This is a genomic window from Streptomyces sp. HmicA12 (assembly GCF_000373565.1).
Lineage (GTDB): Bacteria > Actinomycetota > Actinomycetes > Streptomycetales > Streptomycetaceae > Streptomyces.
On record NZ_KB891831.1, the window covers coordinates 569037 to 584593 of the forward strand.

A 15557-nucleotide genomic window follows, 5' to 3' on the forward strand; every position below is an offset into this window, starting at 1 on the left:
GGAGCCGCATATCGATACAGCCCCGCGCCCCTGAAGGCATGCGCTGCGCGCAGCCTTCCCCTGGGCGAGCGAAGCTCGCCTCAGGGGAGCGGGGAACTGCGCGACCAGCCACGACGAACCCGCACCCGGCGACGAAACCCCTCACGCCCCGCCCCCCTTACCGCCATCGGCGCCCGCGGCGGCCCGCGCGATCCCGTCGGCGATCAGATTGGTCCCCAGAGCGAGCACCGCGATGGCGACGACCGGCGCGAGGATCGCCCACGGCTGCACCGCGAGCGCCAGCCGGTTCTCGTTGATCATCAGGCCCCAGTCCGCGGCGCTGGGGTCGGAGGCGAAGCCGAGGAAGCCGATGGAGGCGACCAGGCCGACCGAGTAGGTGAGGCGCAGGCCGAGTTCGGCGAGGAGCGGCGCCGACATGTTCGGCAGCAGCTCGCGGAAGAGGATGCGGGTGCGCTTCTCGCCCAGCGCCTCCGCGGACTGGACGAACTCGCGGGTCGCGAGGCCCGTCGTCATACCCCGGGTGAGGCGGGCGACGCGCGGTGCGTGCGAGACGCCGACGACCAGGACGACCAGCCAGCGCTTGGGGCCCGCCACGGAGAGCAGGACCAGGACGAGCACGATCTGCGGGAAGGCCAGGATCACGTCGCAGACCCGCATGATCACCTCGTCGAGCCAGCCGCGCGCGTACCCGGCGACGAGCCCGGCCGCGACGCCGAGCACCATGCCGAGCACGGTCGCCGACACGGCGGTGACGACGACCCAGTTGCCGCCCGCGAGCAGCCGGCTCCACACGTCCTGGCCGAGGTAGTCGGTGCCGAGGAGCGCGCCGGGCGCGGAGTCCGAGTAGGGGGCGCCGACGATGTCGTTCTCGCCGTGCGGGGAGAACAGCGGGCCGAGGAAGGCGATCCCCACGATGGCGACGGTGAGCACGATGCCGACCCAGGTGCGGCCGGAGGCGAGCGCCCCGCGCAGCCGGGGGCGGCGGGCGGCCGGATCGGCTCCGGTCGCCCCGGTCTTCGTGTCGAGCACAGCGGTGGCCATCACCGCACCCCCGTCCGGAGTTTGGGTGTCACCAGGATGGTCAGGACGTCCGCGATCAGGTTGACCACGACGTACACGGCGGCGATGAGCAGGGCGAGCGCCTGGATCACCGGGACGTCGCGGTTGCGTACGGCGTCGACCAGGGCCGTACCGATGCCCGGGTAGAGGAACAGGCTCTCCACGACCACGACTCCCCCGGCCAGCCAGGCGAGCTGGAGGGCCATGACCTGGATGGCGGGGACGACGGCGTTGCCCAGCGCGTGGCGGGCGACGGCCCTGCGCTCGGGGACGCCCTTGAGGCGGGCCATCTCCACGTAGTCGCTCTCCAGGACCTCGATGAGGCTGGCCCGCAGGATCCGGGCGACGTACGGGACGACGGCGAGGGTGAGGGTCGCCACCGGCAGGATCATGACGACCGGGTCGGACCAGGGGCTGCCGCTCCAGGAGACCGCGACCGACGGCAGCCAGGTGAAGACGACCGTCGAGAAGAGGGTGACCAGGAGGATGCCGATCACGAACTCGGGGAGTGCGGCGGTGCCGAGCAGCGCGACCTGGATGACGTGGTCGGCGGCGCGGTCGCGGCGGCGCGCCGAGTAGAGCGCGACGAGGGCCGAGAGCGGCGCGATGATGACGGCGGAGATGCCGACCAGCACGGCACTGTTGACGATCTTGCCGCCGATGAGGGCGGAGACCGGGCCCTTGGTGGCCAGGGAGGTGCCGAAGTCGCCGGTGAGCACGGAGCCGAGCCAGGAGAAGTACTGGTGCACGGGCGATTCGTCGAGGCCGAGCTGGTCGCGGAGCGCGGCCAGGCGTTCGGGCGTCGCCGAGCGGCCGAGGATGGCCTGGGCCGGGTCGCCGAGCAGATGGGTGGCGGTGAAGACCAGCAGCGAGATCAGCCAGAGGGTGAGGGCCGCCATGCCGACGCGGCGCAGTGCCCACAGGGTCCAGGTGCGTGCGGGAGCGGGGGCGTCGTCGCGACGGGTCGGCCTGGAACCGTCCGTCGCGGGAACCGCCGCCGGCTCAGCCACTGACCGAGACATTGCGGAACTCGTAGTTGGACAGCGGCAGGTTGGGGTTCGGGGTGAACCCGGTGACGTTGGCCGCGTAGGCGTCGACCTGGTTCTTGAACCCCCAGACTATGTGTCCGCCGCGCTCGTACTCGATCTTCTGGGCGGCCTGGAGGAGGTCCTTGCGTTTGTCGGCGTCGAATTCGCTGCGGGCCCGGGTCATGAGGCTGGTGAACTCCGGATCGTTCCAGTGGGTTTCGTTGTACGGGGAGGTCTTCAGGGAGCCGGAGTCCACCTGCGGGACGTAGTTCCGGGTGATCCAGTAGTCCTGGGCGAACGGCCAGCTCAGGTAGCGGTCGCCGTAGAAGGTCGCCGAGTCGGTGATGCGGACGTTGACCTTGACCCCGGCGCCCTTGGCCTGCTGGGCGAAGAGCTGGGCCGCCTCGATGGAGCCCGCGCCGATGCCGGTGGAGGTGACGAGCTCGACGCTCAGCCCTTCGTGTCCGGCCGCCTTCAGCAGGGACCTGGCCTGCCCCAAGTCCTGGTGGCGCTGCGGGAGTCCGCTCGCGTAGGCGGGGTCGAGCGGCGAGTACATGTCGTTGCCGACGCGGCCCTGGCCGCCGAGGACCTGGTCGACCATCTGCGGGCGGTCGACGATGAGCCGGAAGGCCTGCCGCACCCGGGCGTCCTTGAAGGGCGGGGTGTCGACGCGCATCGTGATCGGGCTCCAGGAGCCGGTCTTGGAGATCAGCACCTGCCCGCCCTGGTTCTTGATCATCTCGATGTAGGCCGGCGGGAGATTGTCGATGGCGTCGAGCTGCCGGCTCAGCAGCGCGTTGATCTTCGCGGTGTCGTCGGGGAAGTCGAGGATGTGCACCTCGTCGACGTACGCGGGCCGTCGCCAGTAGTCGGCGAAGCGGGTGAAGGTGGACCGGTCGCCGGGGGCGAAGGACTTGAAGACGAACGGCCCGGTGCCGACGGGCTTCTTGAGGTCGAAGTCCTCCGGGATGATCCCGAGCGTGTACTGCGCGAGCAGGTCCTCGAACAGGGCGTACGGGGTCTTCAGCGGGATCCGCACCGTGGTGGCGTTCTCGCGCTTGAGGGCCTTCGCGTCCAGCATCGCGAGGCTGCCCGCGCCCGCGGTCGGTGCCTTGGGGTCGACGACCCGGCGCAGGGTCGCGATGACATCGTTGGCATCGAGCGTCTTGCCGTTGTGGAACTCGATCCCCGAACGCAGCTTCACCACCCAGGTCTTGCCGTCCTTGGACGCTTCGACGGACTCGGCGAGCATCGGCCGGATGCGGTAGTCGGCGTCGTGCGTGAAGAGCGGTTCGAAGAGGTTCACCACGCGCGACTGGTCCGGGTAGGTCAGCGGACTGTGCGGGTCCAGGCTGTCCTTGGCGCTGCCGCCGCTGACACCGACGCGCAGTACGCCGCCGCGCTGCGGCTTCCCGTTCGACGCCGCGACGCTGGGCCGCGAACAGGCGGACAGCAGGCCCGCGGCCGGCACCGCGCCGGCCAGCAGGGCGCTGCCGCGCAGCACGTCCCTGCGGCTCAGGCCGCGGGGACGTGCCCGGGAAGAATCGCCGGGCGGAGAAACACTGTCGGGCATGGTCTGGCCTCGCCTCCAGGTCATAAGACGTTCGATACGTTCACATGGCGCGATGGCCGTTCGGATGCTGAGAACATAGGGACGGCCGTCATGGAGGTCAAGTGGGGAAGATCCAGGTCGCAGGCCGTGCGCCAGCGCTCCTGCCCCCAATGGACACGCGTAATCCCCCCAGTTGAGAACCGCGAGAGAGAACCGAGGAACAGATACGTATGTCGAACGCACGGCGCACCGCGGACAGTGGTGAATCAGCGCAGGTCAGCGAGGGTGGCAGCAGCTCGGGCAAGGTGCAGTCGCTGGAGCGCGCGATCACTTTGCTGCAGGCGACCGCCGACAGCGCGCCGGAGGGCGAAACCGCCACGAATCTGGCCGCCCGCTGTGATCTGAATCGCGCGACGGCCTGGCGACTCCTGTCGACGATGGAGCGGTTCGGCCTCGTGGAGCGCAGCCCCGTCACCAACCGCTACACGATCGGCTTCGAGGTGGCCCGGATGGCGTCGGTCGCCGGGTACGACGGGCTGATCCGCCGCGCGCACGGCACGCTGCGCCGGGTCAGCGAGCAGACCGGCGAGACCGCGAACCTCGCCGTGGCACAGCAACTCGGCCTCACCTACGTCGACGAGGTCACGCCCCCGGTCGTGCTCGCCGCCAAGTGGCTGGGCCGGCAGGTGCCGTTGCACGCCACGTCCACCGGGAAGGCGCTGCTCGCCTGGCTGCCCGAGGAGGAGGGCGAGGCACTGCTCGGCGGACGGCTGGACGCGTTCACGGACACGACGACCACCGACCGGACGCGGCTGCGCGCCGAGTTGGAGCGGACCCGCGAGCGCGGATACAGCGTCTGCGTGGGCGAGATGGAGCGCAGCCTGTACGGGGTCTCGGCGCCGGTGCTCGACAGCCGCGGCCGGCCCTTCGCGGTGGTCAGCATCTGGGGACCGCAGGACCGGGTCCCGGAGTCCCGGTTCGCGACGCTCGGACCGCTCGCGCAGGCCGCGGCGGAGGAGATCGCGCGGGCGGCGCAGACGCTCTGAACCACACCATCACGCGTGTTCATTTTGTGCAGCCCCCGCTCGCATCATGAAACGAGACCTTGAGCCGGTCGCCGTTCCGCGGCTACGGTCGTGACGTCCCGACCGCCCGAGAGGAACCGCGACCATGAACCAGGACGTCATCATCACCTGCGCCCTGACCGGCGCGGGTGACACCGTGCGCAAGAGTCCGCACGTCCCCGTCACCCCCGAGCAGATCGCCGCCTCCGCGGTACAGGCCGCCGAGGCCGGTGCCGCCGCGGTCCACATCCACGTACGCGATCCGGAGACCGGGGCGCCCTCGCGCGATCCGCGGCTGTACCGCGAGGTCGTCGAGCGCATCAAGGAGACCGGCACCGACGTCGTCATCAACCTCACCGCGGGGATGGGCGGCGACCTGGTCGTCGACCCGGACGAACCGCTGCGGCAGCTGCCGGGCACCGACCTCGTCGGCGGCCTCGAACGACTCCCCCACGTCGAGCAACTGCTGCCCGACATCTGCACGTTGGACTGCGGCTCGCTGAACTTCGGGGACGGCTCCAACCTCTACATCTCCACGCCCGACATGCTGCGGGCCGGGGCCAAGCGCATCCAGGAGCTGGGCGTGCGGCCGGAGTTGGAGATCTTCGACACCGGACACCTGTGGTTCGCCAAGCAGTTGCTCGCCGAGGGCCTGCTCGACGATCCGACCGTCTTCCAGCTGTGCATGGGTGTCCCGTGGGGCGCGCCCGCCGACCCCGGGGTGCTCCAGTCGATGGTGCACATGCTCCCCGAGGGCGCCCAGTGGGCCAGCTTCGCGCTCGGCCGGATGCAGATGCCGTGGGTGGCCCAGTCGGTGCTGCTCGGCGGGCACGTACGCGTCGGCCTGGAGGACAACCTGTACCTCGGCAAGGGCGTGAAGGCCACCAACGCCCAGCTCGTCGAGCGCGCCGTGACCCTCGTCGAGGCGATGGGCGCACGGGTCGCCTCCCCCGACGAGGCCCGTCTCAAGCTCGGCCTGAAGCCCCGCGGTTGAGCACCCACCCCCCACACAAGGAGCCTTCCTTGAAGAAGACCTCCCCCGAGGACGTACGCCGTGTCGCCTGCGTCGGCGCCGGAGTGATCGGCGGCGGCTGGGTCGCCCACTTCCTCGCCCGCGGCTACGACGTCACCGCCTGGGACCCGGCGCCCGACGCCGAGGCCAGGCTGCGGCGGCTCGTCGACGCGGCCTGGCCCGCTCTCGTCCAGCTCGGACTCGCCCCGGACGCGTCGCCGGACCGCCTGACGGTCGCTCCGACGCTCGAACAGGCCGTGGCCGAGGCCGAGTTCGTCCAGGAGAGCGCGCCCGAGAAACTCGACCTCAAGCGCGAACTGCTGGCGAAGCTGGACGCCGCAACGCCCGCCGGGGTCGTGATCGCGTCCTCCACCTCCGGCTACCCGATGACCGACATGCAGACGGAGGCGGCCACCCCCGGCCGTCTCGTCGTCGGCCATCCCTTCAATCCGCCGTACCTCATCCCGCTCGTCGAGGTGGTCGGCGGCGAGCACACCGACCCCGAAGCCGTGCGCTGGGCGTCCCGGTTCTACGAGATCGCGGGCAAGTCCGTCATCACCATGGACCGCGAGGTACCCGGTTTCATCGCCAACCGCCTCCAGGAGGCCCTGTGGCGCGAGGCCCTGCACATGGTCGCGAACGGCGAGGCGACGGTCGCCGACATCGACCGGTCCATCACCGAGGGCCCCGGCCTGCGCTGGGCGGTCATGGGCCCGATGCTGACGTTCGCGCTCGCGGGCGGCGAGGGCGGCATGGCCCACATGCTCGACCACTTCGGGCCGTCCCTGAAGTCCCCGTGGACCCGGCTCGAGGCCCCTGAGCTGGACAAGGAGCTGTACGACGGGGTCGTCTCCGGCTGCGACGACGCGGCCGACGGGCGCAGCATCGCCGACCTGGTCGCCGCGCGCGACCGGGACGTCATCGCCGTCCTGCGCGCCACGGGCCGCCTCCCCGGCAACGGGACGGGTGACGCATGAGCGGACCGCCCCTGTTCCACACGAGCGTGCGACCCGAGTGGATCGACTACAACGGCCACATGAGCGAGGCGTTCTACGTCCTCGTCTTCGGGTACGCGACGGACGCCCTGATGGACGGCACGGGACTCGACGCCGCCTACCGCGAGCGCACCGGCTGCTCCCTGTACACGGTCGAGTCGCACGTCCGCTATCTGCGCGACGTGCCGGAGGGGGCCGCGCTCACCGTGCGCACGCGCGTGCTCGGCGCGGCCGGAAAGAAGGCGCGGTTCACGCACGAGATGTCCATCGGCGCCGACGATCCGGAGCCCGTCGCCACCATCGAGCTGCTCGCCCTGCACGTCGACCAGGAGGCGGGCCGCGCGGTCCCCTTCCCCGACGCCGTGCGGGAGCGGTTCGCCGCCCTGGCGGAGGCGCCGCCGCAGTGGGCGGGGCGGTCGGTCACCGGCCCCTGAAATCGATTGCCGGGCTCGCGCGCCGCCTGGTTGGCTCGGGCCATGAGTGATCTACGTATCCGGTCCGCCGTCCCCGCCGATCTCGACGCCGTGCTCGCCTTCTGGAAGGTGTCCGCCGAGGGCACGAGCATCAGCGACGACCGCACGGGGGTGGAACGCCTGGTCGCGCGCGACCCCGAGGCGCTGCTGCTCGCCGAGCGGGACGGGGAGCTGGTGGGGACGGTGATCGCCGGGTTCGACGGCTGGCGGTGCCATCTGTACCGGCTCGCCGTGCATCCGGACGCGCGACGGCAGGGCATCGGCTCGGCCCTGCTGGCCGCCGCCGAGGAGCGGTTCGTCGCCCTCGGCGGCCGGCGCGGCGACGCGATGGTCCTGGACCGCAACGAGCGGGCGCACCAGGCATGGAAGGCCGCCGGTTACGCGCCCGAACCGCAGTGGAGCCGCTGGGTCAAGCCGCTGACCGCCTAGGCCGCTTTGCCGATCCTTTACTATGGGCGTGTCACTCGAACTCCACTGCGAAAGGTGTGAGCGTCCACCCATGGGCGAGCCCCCCAGTACCAGGTCATTCCCCCTGCGTGGTCCCCGAGATCGCGCGCCCGTCCCGCCCCTGGCCGATCATGGGACGGAGGTGACGACCCGATGATGACCGAAGTGCTTCTGCTCGCCGTCGCAGTGCTGCTCTCGCTGGCCTGCGGCGCCTTCGTGGCGGCGGAGTTCTCGCTCACCACCGTCGAGCGCGGCGATCTCGAGGACGCCGTCGAGCGCGGTGAGCGCGGCGCCGCGGGCGCCCTGAAGGCCGTACGGAACCTCACGTTCCAGCTCTCCGGCGCCCAGCTCGGCATCACCGTCACCAACCTGGTCGTCGGCATGCTCGCCGAGCCGTCGATCTCCAAGCTCATCGCGGGGCCGCTGGAATCGGTCGGCATCCCGAAGGGCGCGTCGTCGTCGGTCGCGCTCGTCCTCGGCACCGCCCTGTCGACCGTGTTCCTGATGGTCATCGGTGAGCTGGTGCCGAAGAACTGGGCGATCTCGTCGCCGCTGGCCGTCGCCAAGCGGGTGGCGACGCCGCAGCGCTGGTTCAGCGCGGCGTTCCGGCCGTTCATCACGCACCTCAACAACACCGCGAACCGGCTCGTGCGCCGCTTCGGCATCGAGCCGACCGAGGAGCTGGCCTCCGCGCGCGGCCCGCAGGAGCTGATGGCCCTGGCCCGCCACTCCGCGAAGGAGGGCGCCCTGGAGGCCGACACCGCCGAGCTGTTCGTGCGCACGCTGAACCTGGCCGACCTGACCGCGGAGAACGTCATGACGCCGCGCGTCCAGGTCATCGCCCTCGACGTGCAGGCCACCTGCGAGGACGTAGCCAACGCGACCCGCGCGACCGGCCTGTCCCGCTTCCCCGTCTACCGCGGCAACCTCGACTCCGTCGTCGGCGTCGCGCACATCAAGGACGTGCTCGCCGTGCCCGACGAGCAGCGGGCCCGCAAACGCGTCGCCGAGCTGCTGCGCGAACCGCTGCTCGTGCCCGAGACGCTCTCCGTGGACCAGCTGCTCGACCGGTTGTCCGGCAAACGCACCATGGCCGTCGTGATCGACGAGTACGGCGGCACCGCGGGCGTCGCCACCCTGGAGGACATCGTCGAGGAGGTCGTCGGCGAGGTCCGGGACGAGCACGACCCGCACGAGACGCCCGACATCGCGGCCGCCGGCACGGACGAGGAGGGGCGGACCCTGTACTCGGCCGACGGCGCCGCCCGCACCGACCAGCTCGCGCGGGTCGGACTGCGCGCGCCCGACGGCCCGTACGAGACGCTGGCCGGGCTCGTCGCCACCGAGCTGGGCCGCATCCCCGACATCGGCGACAGCGTCGAGGTGGCCGGCTGGCGGCTCGACGTCGTGGACGCGCACGGGCACCGTGCCGCCCGCGTCCTGCTGCACGCCCCGCTCGCCACCGACCCGGTTCAGGAGGAGGCCCGATGATCGCGATCCAGCTCCTGATCGGTCTGGCGACCCTTGTCGTCAACGCCTTCTTCGTCGGCGCGGAGTTCGCGCTGATCTCCGTACGCCGCAGCCAGATCGAGCCCTTCGCGGAGGAGGGCAACCGCCGGGCGCGCAGCGTCCTGTGGGGTCTCAAGCACGTGTCGGCGCTGCTGGCCGCGGCGCAGCTCGGCATCACGCTGTGCACCCTGGTCCTCGGTATCGTCGCCGAGCCCGCCATCGCGCATCTGCTGGAGCCGGTCTTCGACGCCGTCGGGGTGCCGCACGGTCTGGTGCACCCGATCGCGTTCGTGATCGCGCTGACCGTGGCGACGTATCTGCACATGCTGCTCGGCGAGATGGTGCCGAAGAACATCGCCCTCGCCGAACCCGTGCGCTCGGCGCTGCTGCTCGGTCCGCCGCTGGTGGCGATCGCGCGTGCCCTGCGCCCGGTGATCTTCACGATCAACGCCTTCGCGAACACGCTGCTCAAGCTCATGCGCGTGGAGGCGAAGGACGAGGTCGGGGCCACGTTCTCGGACGACGAACTGGCCCGTCTGGTCAAGGACTCCACCGAGGCCGGTCTGCTCGACAACCGCGCGCAGGAACGCCTGCGCGACGCCCTCGAACTGGGCCGCCGCCCGGTCAAGGACGTCGTCCTTCCGCTGGAGAAGGTCGTCTACGCGCGCGTGGGCGTCACTCCGGAGCAGCTGGAGCGCCTGTCCGCGGAGTCCGGGTTCTCGCGCTTCCCGGTCGTGGACGAGGGCCGGCGCATCGTCGGCTACCTCCATGTGAAGGACGCGCTGGACGCGGCGCCGCGCGATCTGCCGTTCCGGGTGCCGGACATGCGGTCCATCGCGCGGGTGCGCGAGGCGACGCCGCTGGACGATGTCCTGACCGCCATGCGCGGCAGCCGTACGCACGTCGCGGCGGTGCTCGGCGCGGACGGCCGGCTGGCCGGCCTCGTCACCATGGAGGATGTACTGCGGGAGCTGTTCGGGCAGACCGTGTGACGGGAACCGTGTGACAGGAGTGGGGCAGGAGTGTGAGCCGGCTCGTACTGAAGGACGTGACGTACGGGTATCCGGACCGGCCGGTGCTCGACCGGGTCTCGCTGACGGTGCGGCCCGGCGAGCGGGTCTGCGTCATCGGCGAGAACGGCTCGGGCAAGTCGACACTGCTGCGCCTGGTCGCGGGGGAACTGGTCGCCGCCGAGGGCTCGGTCGTCGTGGTCGCCGACGGCGGCACCGGGTACCTCGCCCAGACACCTCCGCTGCCGCCCGACGCCACCGTGCGGGACGCGGTCGACGACGCGCTCGCCGAACTGCGCGACCTGGAGCGGCGGATGCGGGCGGCGGAGGCCGCGCTCGGCTCGGCGGACCAGCAGGGGCTCGCCGAGTACGCCGACCTGGTGGCGGCCTTCGAGGCACGCGACGGCTACCGCGCCGACGCCCGTCTGGAGGCCGCCCTGCACGGCCTCGGCGTCCCGCACCTGGCGCGCACCCGCACACTCGGCTCGCTGTCCGGCGGCGAGGCGGCACGGCTGGCGCTGGCCTGCGCGCTGGCCCCGCAGCCCGAGCTGCTGCTGTTGGACGAGCCGACGAACCACCTCGACGACCAGGCCCTGGCCTGGCTGGAGGACCGGCTGCGCGGCCACCGCGGCACCGTCGTCGCCGTCACCCACGACCGTGTCTTCCTCGACCGGGTGGCGACCTCGATCATCGAGGTCGACGGCGACCGCAGGGCCGTGGCCCGCTACGGCAACGGCTGGCACGGCTACCTGGAACAGCGCACGGCCCTGCGGCACCGCTGGGAGGAGCGCCACCGCGCCTGGTCCGACGAGGTGGCGCGGCAGGAGGAGATCGCCGGGCGGGCCGCCGACCGGCTCGGCAGCGGCTGGCGGATGCGGGACAGCAGCACGTTCGCCACGTTCTCCAAGCACCAGCGGTCGGTGGAGGGCCAGGTCTCCGGCATGGTCCGCAACGCGCGCGAGCGGCTGCGGCGGCTGCGCGCCGACCCGGTGCCACGGCCTCCGGACCCGCTGCGGTTCACCGTCGCGCAGGGCGCGCTCGAGGGCGGCGACCATCCCTTCGTCCGTCCCGTCGAGGTGACGGACACGGTGGTCGAGGACCGGCTCACCGTGGACCGCCTCGTTCTCGCGCCGGGCTCGCGGACCCTGGTCACCGGGCCGAACGGCGCGGGCAAGTCGACACTCCTCGCGCTGCTCGCGGGACGTCTCACCCCTTCCCGGGGGAAAGTCCAATTCCCGCCCCGGATCGGGTACTTGGCGCAGGAAGTGAGCCACGAAGGCACGGACCGGCCGCTCCTCGACGCGTTCGCGGCCGGGCGCGGCGGACTGCCCGAGGAACATGCCGAGGCGCTCCTGGCCCTCGGCCTGTTCCGCGAGGAGGACCTGGCCGTGCCGGTGCGGGACCTGTCGGTCGGCCAGCGCCGCCGCCTCGACCTGGCCCGGCTCGTCACCCGCCCCGCCGACCTGCTGCTCCTGGACGAGCCGACGAACCACGTGGCTCCCGCGCTCGTCGAGGACCTGGACGCGGCGCTGGCCCTGTACACGGGCACCCTCGTCGTGGTCTCGCACGACCGCAGGCTGCGCGAACGGTTCGACGGCGACCGGGTGCGGGTGGCCGACGGGACCGTGACCGCCTGAGGTCAGACGGCCGACTGCTCGGGCGGCACCGGGGCCGCCTTCTGCGTGGGGCTCTCCAGCAGACCCGGCCCGTGCGGGCCGACACCCGCGGTGCCGACCGCGGTGAGGACGGCCAGCAGCGTGGCGAGCCCCGCGGTGCCGAGCGCGGCCGGCCAGTCCACGTCCAGCAGATTGGTCGCCCCCGCGACCAGGACGGCGGCCAGAGCCTGCGCGAACGTCCTGATCGCGCGCTCGGCGGTGGCCTTCCAGAAGCCGGCCGTCCACATGGTTCCCATGCCCATGACGTACTCCCCCGTTCGGTGTGCCGTACTGCCTGCTCCCGGCATACCGCGGTCCCCGCCCGGCGCCCAGACCTGCGGCGTACATGGACGGCCGGGCCCGGGTTACGATCGCAGACGCCATGCAGATGAATGCCAACTACACCAGTCTCGTCGCGGTCGGCGACTCCTTCACCGAGGGCATGTCGGACCTCATGCCCGACGGCTCCTACCGCGGCTGGGCCGACCTGCTGGCCGGCCGGATGGCGGCCCGCACCCCCGGTTTCCGCTACGCGAACCTCGCCGTGCGCGGCAAGCTCATCGGCCAGATCGTCGACGAGCAGATCGACATCGCCGCCGCCATGAACGCCGACGTCGTCACGCTCGTGGGCGGCCTCAACGACACACTGCGCCCCAAGTGCGACATGGTCCGGGTACGCGACCTGCTCACCGAGGCCGTCGAGAAGCTCGCCCCGTCCTGCCGGCAGCTGGTCCTGATGCACAGCCCCGGGCGGAACGGCCCGGTCATGGAGCGGTTCCGGCCGCGCATGGAGGAGCTGTTCACCTGCATCGACGACCTCGCGGCCCGGCACGGCGCCGTCGTCGTCGACCTGTACGGGGCCGACGTCCTCGGCGACCAGCGGCTGTGGGACGTGGACCGGCTGCACCCGACGGCGGAGGGCCACCGACGGATCGCCGAGGCGGTCTGGCAGACGCTCGGCTACGACCCCGAGGACGACTGGCGCACCCCGCTGCCGGCCGCGGTCCCGCCGAAGTGGGTCGCGCGCCGGGTGAGCGACGCCCGCTTCGCCAGGCAGCACCTGGTGCCGTGGATCGGCCGGCGCCTCACGGGCAGGTCCTCGGGGGACGGACTGCCGCCGAAGCGGGCCGAGCTCACGCCGTACGACAGCTGAGGCTCGCGTCAGCGGCAAAGGACGACGGCACCGTCCGAGGACGACGGCGCCGGCCGAGGACGACGGGACGACCGGTTCACGGCCGCAAGAGATCCACGACCGTCGAGGCGGTGGCGCGGTGCCAGCCCGCGCTGTCGCGCAGCATCGCGTGATCGCCGCCGGGCACGAGACGAGCCTGCGCCCGCGCACCGGCCGCACGCGCCCGCTGGACGAACGCCACCGACTCCCGCGGGTCGGTGACGCGGTCGCGGTCGCCGTGGAGGACGACGATGTCCTTGCCCCTCAGGTGCGCGACGGGTTCGCCCGGCGGACACCAGGGCGCCAACGCGAGGACGGCCCTGACCTGGGGCGCTCGCGCGGCGGCCAAGGCAGCGCGCCCTCCCATCGAATGGCCCACGAGCACCACCGGCACGTCGCCGACGAGCCGGGGCAGCTCGTGGAGCGCCCGCTCGGCGTCGTGCAGGGCGTCGGCGTCGGCGCCGTTCCAGCCGCGCACCCGGTAGCGGACCTGCCCGAGCAGGACCCGGTCGTCCGCCAGCGCTTCGGCGACCGACCGGACGAAGGGCCGCATCCGCAGGGCCGCGAGGTGCCAGGGCCGGGACGGGGAACGGCCGTCGGCACGCCCGCCGTGCAGGAACAGCACGGCGGCACGCGCCCCGGGCGGGGTACGGCGCGGGATCAGCGCGCCGCCCGCCACGGCCGCCCGCACGGGCGCTCGCCGGTCGTTCCCGGTCATCCGTTCTCCTCGTCCTCGTGTCACCGCCGGTTCACAGCTGGTCCAGCCCGGTGTACCAGTCCGTCGGCGTCGCGGGCACACCGCTCTGCCCGGCGGCCGACGGGCGGACGGCGAGGATCTGGTCGACGCCCATGCGCCGCTCCTCGAAGGCCAGGCCGCCGCCGACCAGGTAGAGCCGCCAGACGCGTGCCGTCTCCTCGCCGACGAGCCCCACGACGTCGGCCCAGCGCTCCTCCAGCGTGCGGTGCCAGGCGGCGACCGTGCGCACGTAGTGCTCGCGCAGCGACTCCACCGACCGCACCTCCAGCCCCGCCGTCTCCAGCAGGTCGACGGTCTCGCCCATGGGGCGCATGTGCATGTCGGGCGCGATGTACGCCTCGATGAAGGCACCGCCGCCCGGCGCCGTCGACCCGCGGGACATCTGCTGGACCAGGACGCGGCCCGTCGGCCGGACCATGCGGTGCAGCGTGCCGGCGAACGCCGGGTACTCGGCGTCGCCGACGTGCTCGCCCATCTCGATGGTGGTGACCGCGTCGTATCCGCCGCCCACGATGTCCCGGTAGTCCTGGCACACCACTTCCACCCGGTCGGCGAGGCCGCGCTCGCGTACCTGTTCGCGTACGTACGCCGCCTGCTCGGCGGCCAGCGTCACTGCGGTCACCTGCGCCTTGTACCGGTCGGCCGCGTACAGCGTGAGGGAGCCCCAGCCGCAGCCGATGTCGAGCAGGCGGGCACCGGGAACCAGTCCCAGCTTGCGGCAGATCAGTTCCAGCTTGGCGCGCTGGGCGTCCGCCGCGGTGAACTTCGCGTCGTCGCTCGCCCAATAGCCGCACGAGTAGGCCATCGTCTCGTCCAGGAGCAGCTGGTAGAAGGCGTTGGACAGGTCGTAGTGGTGGCTGATGGCGGCCCGGTCGCGGGACTTGGTGTGCAGGGCTCCCCGCAGCCGGGCCTGGGAGGCGGGCGGCGCCGGGGGTGGTCCGACCGCACCCAGCCGGGCCGCCGTGCCGGCCGCCCGGACCCGGTCGGCGAGGGTGAGGCCGGGCGTGTTCAGGTTCCGTTCCCGGGCCGCCGACCAGAGGGTGCGCAGTCCCTCGGCCAGGTCCCCGTCGACGTCGATCTCGCCGGTCACATACGCCTGGGCGAGGCCCAACTCGCCCGGCTGCCACAGCAGTCGGCGCAGCGCGCGCCGGGAGCGCACGACGACCGTGGGTCCGTCGGCCGGGCCGGCCTCGGTGCCGTCCCAGGTCCGCAGGCGGACCGGGAGCGGGCCGCCCAGCGCGGTCTCGGCCAGCGCGGCGAGCCGGTGGGAGGCACCGGTCCGGTCGGGGCGGGGGATGGTCATCGGTGGGATTCCTCCTTGGGGAACAGGTACTGCCGCTGAACTCGGTCGGACGGGGCCTCGGTCAGCTCTTGGGCATCAGCACGCTGTCGATGATGTAGACGTTGGCGTTGGCCGTCCTGACGTTGCCGCACACCACGTTCGCGCTGTCGTTGACCTTGTACGACTCACCGGAACCGGACGTCGTCAGCTTCGACTTCTCCAGCGTGTCGAACGAGCCCTTCTCCAGGTCCTTCGGCGCGAGCTTCTGGCCCACGACGTGGTAGGTCAGGATCTTGGTGAGCTGGGCCTTGTCGCTCAGCACCTTGTCCAGGTCCGCCTTCGGGATCTTGGCGAAGGCGTCGTTGGTCGGCGCGAAGACGGTGATGTTCTCNGCGTTGTTCAGCGTGTCGACGAGCCCGGCCTTCTTCACGGCCGTGACGAGCGTCGACAGGGCCGGGTTGTTCGACGCGGCGGTGGCCACCGGGTCCTTGGCCATGCCGTCGAACGAACCGGCACCGTCCTTCGGCACCGACGAACAGGCCG

At 72.0% G+C, this 15557-nt stretch carries 16 protein-coding genes; 9 read left to right on the forward strand and 7 right to left on the reverse strand.

The window, feature by feature from the left end; genetic code table 11:
- Positions 1 to 141 precede the first annotated feature (141 nt).
- Genes B072_RS0132765 through B072_RS0132775 form a run of 3 tightly spaced genes read right to left on the reverse strand, consistent with a single transcriptional unit; the run spans position 142 to position 3684 of the window.
- On the reverse strand, positions 142 to 1041 hold the full coding sequence (locus B072_RS0132765; RefSeq protein ID WP_018534205.1) for an ABC transporter permease: 900 nt from the start codon (positions 1039 to 1041) through the stop codon (positions 142 to 144).
- Positions 1041 to 2069 (reverse strand): ABC transporter permease, encoded by a 1029-nt coding sequence (locus B072_RS0132770; protein ID WP_018534206.1) that lies wholly within the window; start codon positions 2067 to 2069, stop codon positions 1041 to 1043. Before B072_RS0132770 ends, B072_RS0132765 begins: the two co-directional genes overlap by 1 nt.
- Complete coding sequence (locus B072_RS0132775; RefSeq protein WP_234018966.1) at positions 2062 to 3684, reverse strand: ABC transporter substrate-binding protein; 1623 nt, start codon at positions 3682 to 3684, stop codon at positions 2062 to 2064. Before B072_RS0132775 ends, B072_RS0132770 begins: the two co-directional genes overlap by 8 nt.
- A gap of 185 nt (positions 3685 to 3869) precedes the next feature.
- Between B072_RS0132775 and B072_RS0132780 the strand changes: the two genes are divergently transcribed.
- From B072_RS0132780 to abc-f, 8 genes are all read left to right on the forward strand, one after another.
- On the forward strand, positions 3870 to 4685 hold the full coding sequence (locus B072_RS0132780) for an IclR family transcriptional regulator (RefSeq protein ID WP_018534208.1): 816 nt from the start codon (positions 3870 to 3872) through the stop codon (positions 4683 to 4685).
- A gap of 124 nt (positions 4686 to 4809) precedes the next feature.
- A complete protein-coding gene (locus B072_RS0132785; RefSeq protein WP_018534209.1) occupies positions 4810 to 5697 on the forward strand; it encodes a 3-keto-5-aminohexanoate cleavage protein in 888 nt (295 codons plus the stop codon).
- A 29-nt stretch (positions 5698 to 5726) separates the two neighbouring features.
- Positions 5727 to 6692, forward strand: coding sequence for a 3-hydroxyacyl-CoA dehydrogenase NAD-binding domain-containing protein (locus tag B072_RS0132790; protein WP_018534210.1), 966 nt, complete (start codon positions 5727 to 5729; stop codon positions 6690 to 6692).
- Positions 6689 to 7144 (forward strand): thioesterase family protein, encoded by a 456-nt coding sequence (locus tag B072_RS0132795; RefSeq protein WP_018534211.1) that lies wholly within the window; start codon positions 6689 to 6691, stop codon positions 7142 to 7144. Before B072_RS0132790 ends, B072_RS0132795 begins: the two co-directional genes overlap by 4 nt.
- 42 nt (positions 7145 to 7186) lie before the next feature.
- Entirely contained in the window at positions 7187 to 7612 is a 426-nt protein-coding gene (locus B072_RS0132800) for a GNAT family N-acetyltransferase (protein ID WP_018534212.1), read from the forward strand.
- Positions 7613 to 7786: 174 nt separating this feature from the next.
- A complete protein-coding gene (locus B072_RS0132805) occupies positions 7787 to 9121 on the forward strand; it encodes a hemolysin family protein (protein ID WP_026246547.1) in 1335 nt (444 codons plus the stop codon).
- Positions 9118 to 10131, forward strand: coding sequence for a hemolysin family protein (locus tag B072_RS0132810; RefSeq protein WP_018534214.1), 1014 nt, complete (start codon positions 9118 to 9120; stop codon positions 10129 to 10131). Before B072_RS0132805 ends, B072_RS0132810 begins: the two co-directional genes overlap by 4 nt.
- 32 nt (positions 10132 to 10163) lie before the next feature.
- Complete coding sequence (abc-f, locus tag B072_RS0132815) at positions 10164 to 11786, forward strand: ribosomal protection-like ABC-F family protein (RefSeq protein ID WP_018534215.1); 1623 nt, start codon at positions 10164 to 10166, stop codon at positions 11784 to 11786.
- A 2-nt stretch (positions 11787 to 11788) separates the two neighbouring features.
- Here abc-f and B072_RS44645 read toward each other — a convergent pair whose 3' ends face one another.
- Entirely contained in the window at positions 11789 to 12067 is a 279-nt protein-coding gene (locus B072_RS44645) for a holin (RefSeq protein ID WP_018534216.1), read from the reverse strand.
- A 119-nt stretch (positions 12068 to 12186) separates the two neighbouring features.
- Between B072_RS44645 and B072_RS0132825 the strand changes: the two genes are divergently transcribed.
- Positions 12187 to 12957, forward strand: coding sequence for an SGNH/GDSL hydrolase family protein (locus B072_RS0132825; protein WP_018534217.1), 771 nt, complete (start codon positions 12187 to 12189; stop codon positions 12955 to 12957).
- A 76-nt stretch (positions 12958 to 13033) separates the two neighbouring features.
- On the opposite strand, the gene B072_RS0132830 is transcribed toward B072_RS0132825, so the two are convergent.
- The 3 genes from B072_RS0132830 to B072_RS0132840 all read right to left on the reverse strand — a co-directional run.
- The gene (locus B072_RS0132830; protein WP_018534218.1) at positions 13034 to 13693 is read right to left on the reverse strand and encodes an alpha/beta fold hydrolase; all 660 of its coding nucleotides are present in this window, start codon (positions 13691 to 13693) and stop codon (positions 13034 to 13036) included.
- 31 nt (positions 13694 to 13724) lie between these two features.
- Positions 13725 to 15035, reverse strand: coding sequence for an SAM-dependent methyltransferase (locus B072_RS0132835; protein ID WP_018534219.1), 1311 nt, complete (start codon positions 15033 to 15035; stop codon positions 13725 to 13727).
- Between the two features lie 61 nt (positions 15036 to 15096).
- Positions 15097 to 15557 (reverse strand): fasciclin domain-containing protein (locus tag B072_RS0132840; protein ID WP_026246549.1); only part of this gene is annotated, 461 nt, incomplete at its 5' end.

Coding starts and splice junctions, on each gene's coding strand:
- B072_RS44645 (WP_018534216.1), bottom strand. CDS start 12,067: ATGGGCATGGGAACCATGTGGACGGCCGGCTTCTGGAAGGCCACCGCC.
- B072_RS0132775 (WP_234018966.1), bottom strand. CDS start 3,684: ATGACCTGGAGGCGAGGCCAGACCATGCCCGACAGTGTTTCTCCGCCC.
- B072_RS0132785 (WP_018534209.1), top strand. CDS start 4,810: ATGAACCAGGACGTCATCATCACCTGCGCCCTGACCGGCGCGGGTGAC.
- B072_RS0132825 (WP_018534217.1), top strand. CDS start 12,187: ATGCAGATGAATGCCAACTACACCAGTCTCGTCGCGGTCGGCGACTCC.
- B072_RS0132765 (WP_018534205.1), bottom strand. CDS start 1,041: ATGGCCACCGCTGTGCTCGACACGAAGACCGGGGCGACCGGAGCCGAT.
- B072_RS0132805 (WP_026246547.1), top strand. CDS start 7,787: ATGACCGAAGTGCTTCTGCTCGCCGTCGCAGTGCTGCTCTCGCTGGCC.
- B072_RS0132835 (WP_018534219.1), bottom strand. CDS start 15,035: ATGACCATCCCCCGCCCCGACCGGACCGGTGCCTCCCACCGGCTCGCC.
- B072_RS0132780 (WP_018534208.1), top strand. CDS start 3,870: ATGTCGAACGCACGGCGCACCGCGGACAGTGGTGAATCAGCGCAGGTC.
- B072_RS0132830 (WP_018534218.1), bottom strand. CDS start 13,693: ATGACCGGGAACGACCGGCGAGCGCCCGTGCGGGCGGCCGTGGCGGGC.
- B072_RS0132810 (WP_018534214.1), top strand. CDS start 9,118: ATGATCGCGATCCAGCTCCTGATCGGTCTGGCGACCCTTGTCGTCAAC.
- B072_RS0132795 (WP_018534211.1), top strand. CDS start 6,689: ATGAGCGGACCGCCCCTGTTCCACACGAGCGTGCGACCCGAGTGGATC.
- B072_RS0132800 (WP_018534212.1), top strand. CDS start 7,187: ATGAGTGATCTACGTATCCGGTCCGCCGTCCCCGCCGATCTCGACGCC.